Genomic DNA, 13,744 nt, shown 5'->3' with positions numbered 1-13,744 from the left:
CCGACGCCGCATAGACGGGAGGTTCCGGCCGGCACGTGGATTGTCGTTGGTTCTGGGCGTTGGGGCCGCCAGCATGGTTCGGCATCTAGTGCCTCACATGAGCTGCTCGTGAGTTCTCTGAGAGACGGCCGGAGGGGTGCCGCCCCGGCGCCCGATCCGGCCGTCCGATGATCATTCCACGTTGACCTTCAGCTCCTCGCCGGCGCCGAGCTCTACGCTCATGGTGCGCTGATTGTCGGTCAGCGACTTGATCCATTTCTCGTTGTCGAGCTCGAGCACGTATTTTCCGGGCGGGACCGCCGACCTGGTGTTGCCGGGGCTGTCGCCGACGTCGACCTGATGACCGGCGAGGTCCTTCACAATGAAGTACATCGTGGCCTTGCTGCTCACGTGTATGACACCGGGCCTGAGTGTGGTCGTCTCGCCCGGCTTCACCTCGGCGCCGCCGGGCCAGAGCATGTCGCCGAATTTCACGTCGAAGTGGCCGGGGATCAGCGTCGCGCGCGGCTTGCTGCCGAGAATCTCCTCGACCGTCTCTCCGGTTTCTGGGTCCAGCACGTAGACGAAATCGCTGCCTATCGGCTGCACTTCGAGGTAGCCGGGCTTGATCTCGGTCGTCTCGCCGGCCTTGACCTCGATGCCGGTCCAAAGGCCGTTACCGAAGGTCACCGTGTAAATGCCGGGCGGCAGCTCGACCTCGCCGTAGGGCACGAGGCTGCCCACGGTTTCCTTCGCCGCATTCAGGACATCATGGCGGAAGTGGCCGGACACCTTCATTTTGAGCTTGCCGGGCTTGGGCGTCTTGATGACGATCTCCTTGGGTTTCGCGATCGGCGCTTCCGCGTCCGTGGTCGCCGCGGTGGTCAAGACCTTCGCGAGCTCGGAGGTGTTGTTGGCATCGAAAAAGGTGCCGCGTCCCATGCGCGCGATGCACTGCAACTGGGCGCGCGTCACGGTGTCGACGCCGACGCCGACCGTGTGCACGACCAGTTTGGCGTCGGCATCGGCCAGCGCCTTGGCGGCGGCGCATGGATCGGCCGCACACGTTTCCTTGCCGTCGCTGACGAGCACGATCGTGCGGACCGCGCTTTCCTCGCTGCCGAGGTCCTTGGCGGCCAATGTCAGGGAGAGCGTGATCGGCGTATAGCCAAGCGGCTGCAAGGCGCGCGCCTTCTCGACGATCGCCGCCCTGCTCGCATCGGCGCCGTCGAACGGCGTCAAGAGACTGGTATCGTTGCAGTCCTTCTTAGACCGCGGCGACTGGTGGCCATAGGCGCGCAGCGCGAGGCGTGTCTCCGGGGGCAAGGTGCCGACGAAAGTGGCGAGCGCGGATTTGGCGGCGTCCATGCGGGATTGCCCGTCCGGCATCAGCGCATTCATGCTGCCGGACGTGTCGAGCACCAAGGCAACGCTACGCGAGGGCTCGGCGTGCGCCGCGCCGGTGGCGAGGGTGCCAGCGAGCATTGCGACGGCAACGGTTCGGGGCAGTTCTAATACGCGTCTCATAATGCTCTCCTGCAGTTGACGAGGCAATGGCGCCTGGCTCGGCGCCACGTTGGTGCGCCACGCGGTGAGCCGCGTCGGCGCAGGCAGTGGGAGCGCCGCCGATAGTTCTTCATGAGTTGCGTTGCTACGGGCGCGTAACGTATCCAAACGCCCTTCGTTGGCGCGGCGCTGCTAGTGTGTGCCGGGGCGCGACGGCAAGGTCGGAGCGATGCGGCGCATCGACGGGCTTAGATGCACGCGCGTCCTCGGGAGCGGCGTGAGGTCAGGAACGCTTTCGGGAAGGCGCGTGCAGACGCGGCACAGAACAAGCATGCCGTGTGACCCGGCGGTGAAGACATTGGCTACAAAGCTGCGGCGACCAGCGCGGCCATCGTCATCGACGTGACCAGCACGACGTTTTGTGATCGCGACGTCGAATTTCATCAAATCCTCCCGAAAACGTGGAGGTGTTGTAAGAGACGAAGAGTGGCGCGGAAATCAGGAACGTGCTGTTCCGTCGGGAACAGGGTGTGGCCGCAAGGTCGTTGGACGTCTCGGAGCTGCGAAGAAGGCTTGCGGACCTGAAGCGAGCACGCCCGTCTTACGATGACTCGCGCGATCGTTGGCACTCTGCGCTAACCGCAGATGTCCGCTTCGTGTCAATTGCAGTCATCGGGTCTGAGCGGGTATCTGCGTGGTCCACGCGGTGCCCCACCACAGAACCTCTGCAAGCTCGCCAAGTTGCTCATTCGGGGCCCCTAATTTGCGACAATGTGCGGCGCATCCGAGATGCATCCATAAGATCCTGGTGGTTCCAGTGAGGACATCACGCGCGGCGGCAATGCCGCAGGCCACGAGGAGACCGCCGACAAGAACAAGGAGGAGCTCATATTTCCTTTTGCCGGTGCGCTGATAGTTCAGCATGGCGGCACCAGACACAATCATGGCAATGGCCGTCCAGAACACAGGTGACCGCATTGTGTTGCCAGCCCCTCCTCTTGCGCCAAGCCGGCGCACCCTCAGACCTGAACCTGAAACCAGCCTGACAACCCCGGTCTGATCCAACCAACGCAGCGGAGGAGTCGGGGCGAGTGCTGCCGGTGTGTTACGCAATGTGCATCTGCCGTTGTCCACGGCAGTGCTCGCATCGGCAGGATTGCTGGTTTTCGCGGGGTGCATGAAGGAGCTGCCGGCAACGCTGCTACTGCGGCGCATCAACTTTGAAACCTTGGCAGCGCACCTATACTGCGAGGGGCACGGGGAACGGATGAGGAGGCTTCGATAGCCGCCCCGCTCATCGTAGCGATAGGAATTCTGCCGGTTGTCGTTCTGTCGCGTTTCGCCGCGTGGACGGCGCAAGCCTTATTCGCTGAAGCGCGATATTGGATCGACCGTACGGAATCCATACCCGCCTCCGAATCCGATCTCGGTGTGGGCGGCGGGCAATACCAAGTTCAGCTTGCTGGGCCTATCCTGGTCTTTGGACAACATACAAAGATCGGCAATCGAGTGCTCGTTGAGAACTTCGAAAAATCTATCCTGAGCGCCTTTCAAAGCGGCGCGCACGCCGACGTTGTCTGGACACGTTCCCACTCTCCAACTTCTGGTGTCGTCAACGAACTGTACCACGTCGCCTACACGAATGGACGATGCTGGCAGTGCGAGTGCGTAGCCACCATGCGGACCCCGGACGCTCCTGATGAACCCGGCCCGGAGGAGCTCGAGGGCGATCTTGCCTGTGTAGGGTGGCGTCTGGGATATAGCCTTTGCCATGGCCTTCTTCTGTGCAACCCCACCGGGGCACACGGCAAGGTGATGTAGAATCTTCAGCGCCACAATAGCTCGGGACACGACAAGCATGTTTGTTGTCCTTGTCGGCTAACGGAGCCAATCGGGCATGGCGGCCGGGGCCGCCATGCCTTCGCGCCTAGAACCTGCTCGTCACGCCGAAATAGAAGGCGCGCGGTGATCCTGGCGTGATGTTGAACTCGTTGTGAGCGCTCGCGTAATACTTCTCGTCGAAGATGTTCTCGACATTGAGCTGGGCGTCGAGGTTCTCGGTGAGATTGAAATAGAGCGCACCGTCCACGCGCGTGAACTCGGGCAAAACGGCCCTGTTGTCTGTCGAGGCGAACATCTCCGATCTGTGTACAACGCCGATACCTGCAGCGAACATCGGCGTGAATTGGTACTTGTTCCACAGCGTGAACATGTCCTCGGGGATGTTCGCGAGCGACCGCCCGACCGGCACAGTGTTACCCACTGTGGTTCCCTGAGCTCCGGTGATCTCGCCAAACGTCCGGGCATAGCCGACAGCGACTTCCCAATTGTCGGTGATGTTGCCCACGAGCTCGATCTCACCGCCTTCAGTACGGCTGCTGCCGATTTGAACGGGTGGTAGAGCCGCGTTGGCAGGATTCACGGCACGCGTATTTTCGCGATCAAGTTGATAGAGTGCGGCTGATAGCAGCAAACGGGGCGCGACTTCCCACTTGAAGCCGATTTCGCGGTTGATGAACTCCTCCGGCTCGAGATCCTGTGTGGTGCCGTCAAGCGAAGGGAATTGCTCACCCGAATAGGGAAGGAAGGATTTCGAGTAGCTGGCGTAGAGGGAAAGACCGTCGGTCGGCTTTACGACAATGCCGATGCGTGGCGACCAAACGTCGTCGACGCGACCGAAATCGGCACCGGACAACACATTCGTTGCATCGATATCGAACCGGTCGAACCGGATGCCGCCAATGACCTGAAAATATTTGGTGAGATCGAGCTGATCCTGAATATACACGGACGCCGTCGTCAGCTCCGTCGCATTCCGTCCCGTTACGGGGATCGAATAGCCGGCTGGCAGGGTAAAGGTCGGATCCGACGCTGGGATACCGAGCCCACCCGGCCCGTTGTAATTCGCTCCAGTCTTGCGCGTGTTGTCCGTGTCCTGGCGTGAGAACTCAGTTCCCACGACCAGGGTATGGCCGTACCAGCCGCCGTCGAAGGTATAGGTCACGTCGGTCTGATTCACCAACGTTGTGCGCGTCGTGAGGTTGTCGTAGACGCCGGCAGTATAGAGGCCGCCAACGACGGCTGTTGCGGCGTAGACGTTGTCGTAGAACTTGTCGAAGTCGCCGTATGACGTGTGGTTCCGGATCTTCAGGTCCTCGCTGAATTTGTGCTCGATGGTGGCGGTGGTTGTGTGGCCTTCGAAATCCGAGATGCTCTTGTCCGGATCACCGAAGAACGCCTTGATCGAACCCGGATAGGGGCGTCGCTCCGTGCTTCCCGGAACCGCAACAGAGGAAATTCCGCGGTCGACCGTCCGCTCGTCCTTGAAGTATTCGTAGCTCAGCCACAGGCGCGTATCGTCCGTCAGCCGGAAGAACGCAGTCGGATTGATGCCGTAGCGCTCGAGATCGACGCCGTTTCTGTAGCTTCCCGAGTCCTCGAAGACGCCGTTCAGACGTACCGCGAAGTCGTTGCTGACGCGCGCGCCGACGTCGGCGGTCGCCCGATAGTGGTCGAACGACCCGACCCACGCGGTTCCCTCGCGGACATCCTCGCCCGCCTTCTTCGTCACTCGGTTGATCACGCCACCGCCGCCGCCGCGACCGAAGATCATGGCATTGGGTCCCTTCAGCACCTCGAGGCGATCGGCATTGTAGAGATCGCGGAAGTACTGCACGTCGTCGCGCACGCCATCGACGAAGAAATCTGCCGTGGTGTTCTGGCCGCGGACGACGATCTGGTCGCGGTTACCCTCGCCCTGGGCGACGATGACGCCTGGCACGTACTGCAGCGCCTTGTTGACGTCGACCGCGCGCTGATCCTGGGCACGCTCCTGCGTGATGACCGTGATTGCCTGCGGGATATCGATCAGAGGCGTATCGGTTTTGGTTCCCGTCGCAGACCGCGTAGCGCGATATCCGTCGACGCCACCCGACGAGAGGCCGCCGTCTGCATCGCCGGCATCTTCGGTCGCGGTCTGCTCGGGCGCGGCCACAGCAACCGGAGCCTGCGGGACCGGAGATGTTGCAGATTTCTTCTTCGCCGGCACGGCCTTCTTCTTGGCCTGAGCCGTCACCTCGAGAGGCGGCAGCTCCGCCGGTGCAGCAGCCTCCTGGGCAAGCGCACCCGCTCCCAGCCCCAAGCTCCCAGAAACCATTGTACCGATAAAAAGCGCCGCAGAACGAGAGCCGCGGCCGTTGACGTCACGCATATGACAGTCCCCCAAGTGTGAGCCCCAGTGGTAGCCGCACCGTGACAGCGTGAGCCGTCGCGGCGCGGCCTTATACGCAAGCTGGCTGGCTAGTGGACGGCATCAAGCGTCGTTGGCTGGCTTACTCACGTTGGGGTCAGACTTGGTTTGCGTACTGTAGTAGTAAATAATCCCAATCCGCGAAAACCCCGACAAAGCCACACCGATGCGTGACCGCAACATGGCGCGACGTGGAGTTCGCTAAGGCGCTTTTCCGACGGATTTTCGCAGCTCGTTCAGGCGTTCAAGGGTCGTGATGGAACGATCCTTGTTGCGAGATGCCAGCGCCAACGTGATCGCTTCGAGACAGACAAATGTCGCACCGTGCAAAGCCACGCGGCCGGCCTGTCCGCGGTGAACGGTCACGACCGTCGTCGCATGAGACGCCAACCCCTTTTCGTCAAAGTCCGTAACGAGAAGGATGCGTTTGCGGAGGCGGCGAGCCTCGGCAATGCAAGCCGTCGCCTCCTTGTAGGGACGCCCGTACGCCAGCATCACAACAACATCCACGTCTTGCATGCCGAGCAACTGATCGGGCAGCGGCGAACCGCTGCCATCGAACACGTGAGCCGGCCGGCCGCTCCGCGTCAATTGAAGGGCGAAGTATCGTGCGAGATAAGAGGACGGCCCGAGTCCAAAGACGCCGACACGGCGCGCCGATGTGAGAAGCTTGACCGCCGCTGACATTTGCGCCCGGGTTGCGGGAGAGGTGAGGGCCTCGAACGCGGCGCCGTGATCCTCAAGGACGCGATCGATCGCAGCGTCATGCGCACCGCCGATGCCCGTAAGCGTTCTGGACATGTTGTCGGCGGCGGAATGGCCGTGTCCGAACGTGGCGGCCAGCTCCCGCTTGAGGTCGTTGAAGCCGTCAAAGCCAAGCGCCTTGACGGCCCGAATCACACTCGCGTCCGAAGTGCCGATCATAGCGCCGAGCTCGGCCGCGGACTTGGTCATTGCGTCGAGTCTGTTGACATCGATGAACTCGAGAACACGCACCAGCGACGGCGCAAGCCCGCCAATCCGTGCCCGGATGCGGCTGCCGAGCTTGTCGGGAGGTGTCTCTGAATCGCTTTCCCGATTCATAGCGTGAAGTCCTGAGCGCTAGTTCATTGATGCGGATACGATCGAGATTATTTCCTGCAGGCGGTATTCCTTCCGGTAGAGAACTCTGCCTGGAAATGGCGCATCGCAGTTGTGCGCGTTCGACCTGCACCGGATGACCGCGATGCCGTCCGGATGTCGCAAAAACCACGAGGGAAGCTCTGTCTCAGGCACGTGATCGACGGGATGATTGAGGCGGGCGAGGAAACCGAATTCGCCTCGCGTCCTTTGCGCGACGGCGATGGGCCGGTCGCGCAGGCGCTGCATAACGTTCGCCAAGGGCTGCAGGTCGAACAATCCTGCAACTCCGTTCCGGGATTGGAGCGTCAAACTGCCAAGAAGAATGCTGTTGGCCGCAGCAAGTCCAACAAGCATCCGTTGTGCCGAACCTCGAAAGCAGGCGATCGCCCCGACGGCCAACGCGCCGGTCACAAGCACACCAGGCAGGCTGAGCTGGGTCGCAATGCTGGCAAGCGCGCTGTCATCCGTATAGAGATGGCGGCCTACCATCGCGAGCACAGCCAACACCAGGAGAATGCCGGCAGCGAGAACCGCCCAGCCGAAACGGTCGGCATTGCGCAGCTCGACATGGTGCAAGCTGAGCGAAACCAGCAAGGCGACAGCCGGCAACACGGGAAGCAAGTAGTGGATCTGCTTGCCGCTGATCAAACTGAGGCCGAAGAGTCCCGGCAGAAACCAGCTCAGGAGAAAGTTGCGCCCAGGTGTGGCTGTCTTGATGCTCCTTCGTAAACTGGTCCACGCGGGACGCCAGACGAGGAGTGGAACGCAGAACAGAAGAAGCACCGGCACATAGAACCAGAACGGACGCGCATGCGCGAAGGAGGAGGCAATCCGGCCTGCGGATTGTGTCCAAAGCAGCATTTCGGCGTACTCCGCGCCACCGATGGAGGCGGCCCGCAGCGCCCATGCCAAACCCATCAGCGCGCCAAGCGCAATAGCGGCAGCGATGCGCAGGTACCAGTGGCGTCTATGCTCCGGTGCGATCCAACAGGGCGCGAGCAAAGCCGCCGGCACGGTAAACAGCAGAACAACCGGACCCTTGGCGAGCAGCCCCAAACCTATAGAGGCGCCATACGCCAGGAATGCCCTCCAGTCCCCGGACCGCCCCGCAATCCAAAGCGCCAGCAACGCGCCCGAAACCGTCATCGTGAGAAGCATGTCGAACATGATCGAGCAGCCGAGGACGAGAAACAGCGGCAGTCCGAGAAGCATGAGTACGCTCAGGGCCGGTCCAGATGACTGTGCCGGCGCCAGCAGCCTTTCAAGGCGATGCGTGAGGATGAGGACGAGCACGGTCGCCGCTGCGCCAACCAGCCGGGCCGGCCAGACGGCAACACCGAGCACGCTCCAACTCGCATTGATCAGCCAGAACAGCAGCGGCGGCTTGTGCGAGTAGGGCTCGAAATTCAGCGTGGGCAAGCTCCAGTTGCCCGTGATCCGCATCTCCCATGCCACGGTAAGATAGCGGGTCTCGTCGACCGGAAACGCAGGCAGCAACGCTGACGCGGTGACGAGAAGCCCTCCGAGAAGCAATACGGTCGCAAAATCCCACCGGTTCGCTGTACTATTGCCGGATGTCACGCGGCACACCTGCGATCTGCGCTGCGGGTCGAGAGCGACCGGAGACGAAGTAGAGGTTGCGTCCGTAGATCAAGATCCCGGATGCCTGGCCAATGATGAAAACAGGATCCGCACGCCGTATCGCGTAAGCCAGCAGGACGAGGCCACCCGCAAGGCTGAAGTACCAGAACGCGCGTGGAATCACGGAGCGCCGCTGCTTCTCGGATGCGATCCACTGAATGAAGAAGCGCATGGAAAACAGCATCTGCCCGAGAAGGCCAATGCCGAGCCAAAGCGTGTCGAGCGCGGGAGTCGCCGCGACGGAGGTCAAAACACGTCCTCCAACTCGACGTTCGCAACCTGGCGCTTCATGAGCCAGCGCACACCGACGAGATCGTGAACGCCGACCCACAAGCGATCCCAGACACCGTACTTTGAACGACCTGCCGTACGCGCGCGGTGACTTACATCGACGAGAACGACTCTTACGCCCGATGCCTTCATCAGGGCGGGAAGAAAACGGTGGATGTGATCGAAGAAGGGAAGCTCGAGAAAGTCCTGCCGTCGGAACAGCTTCAGGCTGCACCCGGTGTCGCGCACGTTGTCATTGAGCAACGCCGCGCGCACGCGGTTGGCAATTCCGGAGGATGTACGCCTGATGAACGAGTCGCGCCGGCCCAACCGTTGTCCGGCGATGATCATGCGTGTGGTTTGCGCCTGGCGGCTCACATAGGCGCCAAAAAGACTACCGAGATCGGTAGGATCGTTCTGGCCATCGGCATCGAGCGTAACGATCAGGTCCTCCGACGCGGCCCGGATGCCGGTCAGAAGTGCGCGGCTCTGGCCCTGGCGTCGGCCGTGGCGGATAATACGCAGCATGGCGTTGTCGCCAGACGCGGCAATGGCACGCTCCGCGGTCTGGTCCGTGCTGCCGTCATCGACCACAATAATTTCGCGCACAGGGAGCGTGCGGCATGCATCGATGACCTCCGCCAGTAGAGGACCGATGCAATCCTCCTCGTTGTGGGCCGGGATAACGATGGTTGCGTACACGGCTTCCTCCAGCGCGTCAGACGCACGCGGGAAGAACTGTCCAACCTGAACCTGACAACTGCCTGAAAGCCGCTGCTACTGAGGGTCAAATCACTCCGGGAAACCTCAGGATCACCTCGAACCCGTCGGAGCGGTCCTCCGCAGGCGATACCAACACCAAAGATCCGCCCGCCTGGCGCATGATCATGTCGACAATCGTGAGCCCCAGGCCGCTGCCACCGGCCCGCCTGATCTTACCTCGGCGGAACCGATGGGTGAGCTGTCTCAAGGCGGACCGCGGAAGGACATCGCACCCATTGATGACGCGGACGGTATGGTCGCGGCCAACGCGGACTTCGATGGGCTGTCCGGCACTACCATGATGAACCGCGTTCTCGATCACGTTGCGAAGGACAATCGCAATCGCGTCCTGGTCCATCGCCACCCAGCAGCTTTCATCGTCCTCCGTTTCGAATATTAGCCGTGCGCCGACATTAGAGTGCCGATGGAAGTCATCTACAACCAGCGCTGCAATAGATATGAGGTCCGTGCGTTCTCGCGAATGGCCAAGGCCCGCCTCGGCGCGCGCCATCTGCAACATCTTCTCGACACGACGCCCAAGACCGGCGAGCTGCGACGCAAGACCCTCAGCCCGTGAGCCATCTGCAGTCCCGCGAAGATTGGCGGCGAGCACCTGAATTTGTGCCTGCACAGCGGCAATCGGATTGCGAAGCTCGTGGGCCGCGTTGGCTGCAAACGCGCGTTCGGCTTCGATCGCGGTCTTGAGGCGCGTCATCAGCGTATTCACGGATTCAATGACAGGGGTGAGCTCAGATGGAAGGCCCAAAGTAGTGATCGGGTTGAGATCGTTTCCGCCGCGCGCCTCGAGTTCCTGGGAAACTCGTAAAATCGGTTTTGTCGTGCGATCGACAGTGCGCCACACGGCAACGGCAGCGATCGGCAAGAGAGCGATCAGCGGTGACGCAAGGCCAAGCCACAGGCCCATGGCCGCCTCTCGGCGCTCCTGCAACTCGTGCGCAACAACAATCCACAGCGCCTCGTTTTTCAGGAAATGCGAGTAGTAGCGATAGTCGCCGTAGTTGTAAAAACCTCGCTCGAGTGGAATTGGCGGAGGCTGCTCAGGTGCCCCCATGGACATGAGGACAACCTTCCCGCTTGGGTCGCGCAGCAGGTAATGCACATGGCTACGGCTCGCGCTGAAGGAGACCGTGCGCGCCTCGGATGGCCGTGGATCGCTTTGCCCGGAGACCTTGCGCCGGTATTCTTCAAGCGCAATGGGGACGAGCTCACCACCGGTCACGCGGAGCGCGCTGTCGAAGACCTCGGTAACCTCCTCGCGGACGGCAAAGCCCGCTACCACTACGCCCGCGATCCAGAACAGAGCAACAAGCGCGATTAGCGAGCGGATGAGACGTTGCTTGATCGACCAGGACGGCATGACTAGGCGTCCATCCTATAACCAAGGCCGCGGATCGTCCGGATGACGCTGCTGCCCAGTTTCTTGCGCAGGCGGCTGACATAGACCTCGACGGCGTTGCTCTCAATCTCAGAGCCGAATTCGTACAAGGCCTCCTCGAGTTTGGTCTTCGACACGATTGTTCCAAGCCTGCGAGCGAAGCATTCAAGCAAAGCCCACTCGCGTGACGTAAGATGAATTTCCTCTTCGTTGCGCCAGACCGTGCGTGCGGTCTGATCGACCTCGATGTCCCCGATCCTAAGCCGGGGATTGGGTATTGCGGCCGCCCGGCGCTGCACAGAGTGAATGCGTGCAGTCAGCTCATCGAGATCGAACGGCTTCAGGACATAGTCGTCGGCTCCGGAGTTGAGGCCCTCTATGCGGTCACGAATTTGGTCGCGCGCGGTAATGATGATCACCGGAACGCGGTGACCGGATTTTCGCACAGACCGCAAGAGGTCGAGGCCCCGCCCATCGGGAAGATTGAGATCAAGAAGGAGCAGATCGTAGGCTACCGCCTGCATCGCCCCCGACGCCTCTTCAAGGGACTGCATCCAATCGACAGCGTGCAACTTGCCGAGATGGGTGGCTACAGCCTCTCCCAGAAGCAGCTCATCCTCAACCAGAAGGATCCTCATGGTCTACTCAGATCTGTTCTGAAGCTTACAGCAACCTGAAGACGTTGGCCGAAAACAAGTCCAATCTCGGGTTTTCGCTGGGATAACGGCCGGCTATCGTGATCCGACCCACGCTTCGCGTTGTGGATATCTGGTAGCCGAGCATAATATTTTGAACCGGCTGCAGTTGTTTGCACGCTCGCGCCGATGCCGGACTGCGAGTTTCGGACATCGCGGCGGTCATGATCTAGCTCCAACCGCGAGTTCGTGGGACCGGCAGCGCGCCAGTACCGGACATAACAGGGAGCGGATCGTGCTTCATAGTGCATTGGGATTTCGGGGTTGCGTGACCGCGCCGCATCGGGCTGCGGCCCTCGCGGGACGCGATATCCTTATGGCTGGTGGCACCGCCATCGAGGCGATGGTGGCCGCAGCAGCGACCATCGCCGTCGTCTATCCTCACATGAACGGGCTCGGCGGCGACGCTTTCTGGTTGATCAAGCGCAAAGGCGGGACACCGGTCACCATCCTGGGCGGCGGACGGGCGGCAGCCCTGGCGACGCCCGATTGGTACCGAGCCCGCGGGCACACGACGATCCCCGCCCGCGGTGGGGAAGCGGCCCTGGTCGTGCCCGGTGCCATCGCAAGTTGGCAGAAAGCGCTGGACCTCTTGCCCGGCGCCGCGAGGCTGCCGCTCGACGTGCTGCTGGCCGACGCGCTCTGCTACGCCCGCGACGGCTTTGCCATCACCTGCAATCAGGCGGCGGCAACAAGCGCGAAGGCGGGGGAACTCGCGAATGTGCCGGGATTCGCCGATGTCTTTATGCCCGGCGGGCGCGTACCCGACCGCGGCGCAAGACTGCGCCAGCCTGCCCTGGCGGGGACGATCGAGCAGCTCATCCGCTATGGCCTTGATGCCTTCTATCGGGGCGCCTTAGCCGATGCGCTAGCCCTCACTCTCGAGGCGGCGGGAAGCTCGCTGCGGTTTCAGGACCTTTCCGCTTTCGAGGCCCAATACGCGGCTCCCTTCGCGGTGCAGACGTCAGCAGGCACGCTCTATAATACCGGACCGCCGACACAGGGCGTGGCCTCCCTCATGATCCTCGCCATCTTCGACCGTCTCGACGTTGCGCGCGGCGAAGGCTTCGATCACGTCCACGGTCTCGTCGAGGCGACGAAGCAGGCTTATCGGCTGCGCAATACCTGGCTGGCCGACCCTGACTTTATGGCCCAACCGGCCTCGGCGTGGCTGAACGAGGCACGGATCGATGCGCTGGCTGCTGCGATCGACCGGAAGCAGGCTCTGCCATGGCCCGAAGACTCGCGACCGGGCGATACGATCTGGATGGGGGCTGCCGACAAGGACGGCACGGTCGTCAGCTTCATCCAGAGTGTGTTCTGGGAGTTCGGCTCGGGAGTGACCTGTCCCGAGACCGGCATCGTGTTCGAGAACCGAGGTGCTGGATTCACGCTGCTGCCGGGGCCGAACCAATTGGCGCCGGGCAAGCGACCGTTCCACACGCTCAACCCGGCTCTGGCGGAACTCGCCGACGGTCGGGTCATAGCCTATGGCGCGATGGGCGGAGACGGCCAGCCGCAGACACAGTCGGCACTCTTCACGCGCCATGTGCAGTTCGGCCAGGGTCTGCAGCAGGCGGTGACCGCACCGCGCTGGCTGCTCGGCACGTCCTGGGGCGCGGCGAGCACGACGCTCAAGCTGGAAGGCCGTTTCGATCCCGATCTCGTGCGCGCCCTCGCCGATGCCGGCCATGATGTCGAGATTGTCGCCGACTTCTCAGACGCCATGGGACATGCCGGCGCTGTCGTCCTGCATCCCGACGGCCTCATCGAGGGGGCGGGCGATCCGCGCTCCGATGGCGCAGCGATCGCCTTCTGAGCGTGGAATAATCATCACGCCGCCTGCGAACGATCTTACGAGCAGGTGCACTCTCGGCCGGGTCTTCTCCTCCAACCCGGCACCCAGGCTATCTTGCTGGCGGCTTCCGACAGCGCAGGGCTCGCGGGCGTGGTCGGCGCGACTCGGTTACGGCTGATGAAGGCTAAATTATTGAAATAAATGAATTTACAAGCGTTCTCCGCATCTTTTTTATGTTGCAGATATGTGTTCGTGCGTTAAACGCTTCTGAAGCATCCAGCTTCGTGATCGTCCTGGTGGACGCAACCATTTCTTGGAGCAGTATG

Annotated in this window: 11 protein-coding genes and 1 pseudogene; 2 read left to right on the top strand and 10 right to left on the bottom strand. The window is 61.9% G+C overall.

Translation table 11 applies throughout. The features are described 5' to 3' along the window. Positions 1 to 171: 171 nt before the first annotated feature. Positions 172 to 1,506, bottom strand: coding sequence for a VWA domain-containing protein (locus tag IT540_RS01300; RefSeq protein WP_291172175.1), 1,335 nt, complete (start codon positions 1,504 to 1,506; stop codon positions 172 to 174). Positions 1,507 to 1,677: 171 nt separating this feature from the next. Then, positions 1,678 to 1,929 (bottom strand): hypothetical protein, encoded by a 252-nt coding sequence (locus IT540_RS01295; protein WP_291172172.1) that lies wholly within the window; start codon positions 1,927 to 1,929, stop codon positions 1,678 to 1,680. Between the two features lie 664 nt (positions 1,930 to 2,593). On the opposite strand from IT540_RS01295, the pseudogene IT540_RS01290 reads away from it, so the two are divergent. After that, a pseudogene (locus IT540_RS01290) lies at positions 2,594 to 2,823 on the top strand (iron ABC transporter permease); the annotation flags it as partial. A 24-nt stretch (positions 2,824 to 2,847) separates the two neighbouring features. Here IT540_RS01290 and IT540_RS01285 read toward each other — a convergent pair. The 8 genes from IT540_RS01285 to IT540_RS01250 form a co-directional block, all read right to left on the bottom strand. After that, positions 2,848 to 3,345 (bottom strand): Rrf2 family transcriptional regulator, encoded by a 498-nt coding sequence (locus tag IT540_RS01285; protein WP_291172169.1) that lies wholly within the window; start codon positions 3,343 to 3,345, stop codon positions 2,848 to 2,850. A 67-nt stretch (positions 3,346 to 3,412) separates the two neighbouring features. After that, positions 3,413 to 5,626, bottom strand: a complete 2,214-nt coding sequence (locus IT540_RS01280) for a TonB-dependent siderophore receptor (RefSeq protein WP_291172166.1) — start codon at positions 5,624 to 5,626, stop codon at positions 3,413 to 3,415. A gap of 309 nt (positions 5,627 to 5,935) precedes the next feature. Beyond that, positions 5,936 to 6,817: a MurR/RpiR family transcriptional regulator gene (locus tag IT540_RS01275; protein ID WP_291172163.1), complete on the bottom strand. Its 882-nt coding sequence runs from the start codon at positions 6,815 to 6,817 to the stop codon at positions 5,936 to 5,938. Between the two features lie 18 nt (positions 6,818 to 6,835). Further along, a complete protein-coding gene (locus IT540_RS01270) occupies positions 6,836 to 8,437 on the bottom strand; it encodes a glycosyltransferase family 39 protein (protein WP_291172160.1) in 1,602 nt (533 codons plus the stop codon). Beyond that, on the bottom strand, positions 8,421 to 8,747 hold the full coding sequence (locus IT540_RS01265; protein ID WP_291172157.1) for a lipid-A-disaccharide synthase N-terminal domain-containing protein: 327 nt from the start codon (positions 8,745 to 8,747) through the stop codon (positions 8,421 to 8,423). Before IT540_RS01265 ends, IT540_RS01270 begins: the two co-directional genes overlap by 17 nt. Then, positions 8,744 to 9,469, bottom strand: a complete 726-nt coding sequence (locus IT540_RS01260; RefSeq protein ID WP_291172154.1) for a glycosyltransferase family 2 protein — start codon at positions 9,467 to 9,469, stop codon at positions 8,744 to 8,746. The genes IT540_RS01265 and IT540_RS01260 overlap by 4 nt, the downstream gene beginning before the upstream one ends. 85 nt (positions 9,470 to 9,554) lie before the next feature. Further along, complete coding sequence (locus IT540_RS01255; RefSeq protein ID WP_291172152.1) at positions 9,555 to 10,907, bottom strand: HAMP domain-containing sensor histidine kinase; 1,353 nt, start codon at positions 10,905 to 10,907, stop codon at positions 9,555 to 9,557. Positions 10,908 to 10,909: 2 nt separating this feature from the next. Then, a complete protein-coding gene (locus IT540_RS01250; protein ID WP_291172150.1) occupies positions 10,910 to 11,563 on the bottom strand; it encodes a response regulator transcription factor in 654 nt (217 codons plus the stop codon). A gap of 373 nt (positions 11,564 to 11,936) precedes the next feature. Here IT540_RS01250 and IT540_RS01245 point away from each other — a divergent pair, with 373 nt between their 5' ends. Then, a complete protein-coding gene (locus IT540_RS01245) occupies positions 11,937 to 13,439 on the top strand; it encodes a gamma-glutamyltransferase (RefSeq protein WP_291172148.1) in 1,503 nt (500 codons plus the stop codon). Positions 13,440 to 13,744: the final 305 nt, after the last annotated feature.

Origin of the sequence: Hyphomicrobium sp., assembly GCF_020852195.1 — a bacterium.
GTDB lineage: Bacteria > Pseudomonadota > Alphaproteobacteria > Rhizobiales > Hyphomicrobiaceae > Hyphomicrobium_C.
Note: the sequence above shows the minus strand (reverse complement) of the source record. Positions and strands in the feature narration are given on the sequence as shown.

Bases quoted from the DNA above. Each gene is read 5' to 3' on its own strand.
- IT540_RS01300 (WP_291172175.1), bottom strand. From the start codon at position 1,506: ATGAGACGCGTATTAGAACTGCCCCGAACCGTTGCCGTCGCAATGCTC.
- IT540_RS01295 (WP_291172172.1), bottom strand. From the start codon at position 1,929: ATGAAATTCGACGTCGCGATCACAAAACGTCGTGCTGGTCACGTCGAT.
- IT540_RS01285 (WP_291172169.1), bottom strand. From the start codon at position 3,345: ATGCTTGTCGTGTCCCGAGCTATTGTGGCGCTGAAGATTCTACATCAC.
- IT540_RS01275 (WP_291172163.1), bottom strand. From the start codon at position 6,817: ATGAATCGGGAAAGCGATTCAGAGACACCTCCCGACAAGCTCGGCAGC.
- IT540_RS01255 (WP_291172152.1), bottom strand. From the start codon at position 10,907: ATGCCGTCCTGGTCGATCAAGCAACGTCTCATCCGCTCGCTAATCGCG.
- IT540_RS01250 (WP_291172150.1), bottom strand. From the start codon at position 11,563: ATGAGGATCCTTCTGGTTGAGGATGAGCTGCTTCTGGGAGAGGCTGTA.
- IT540_RS01245 (WP_291172148.1), top strand. From the start codon at position 11,937: ATGGCTGGTGGCACCGCCATCGAGGCGATGGTGGCCGCAGCAGCGACC.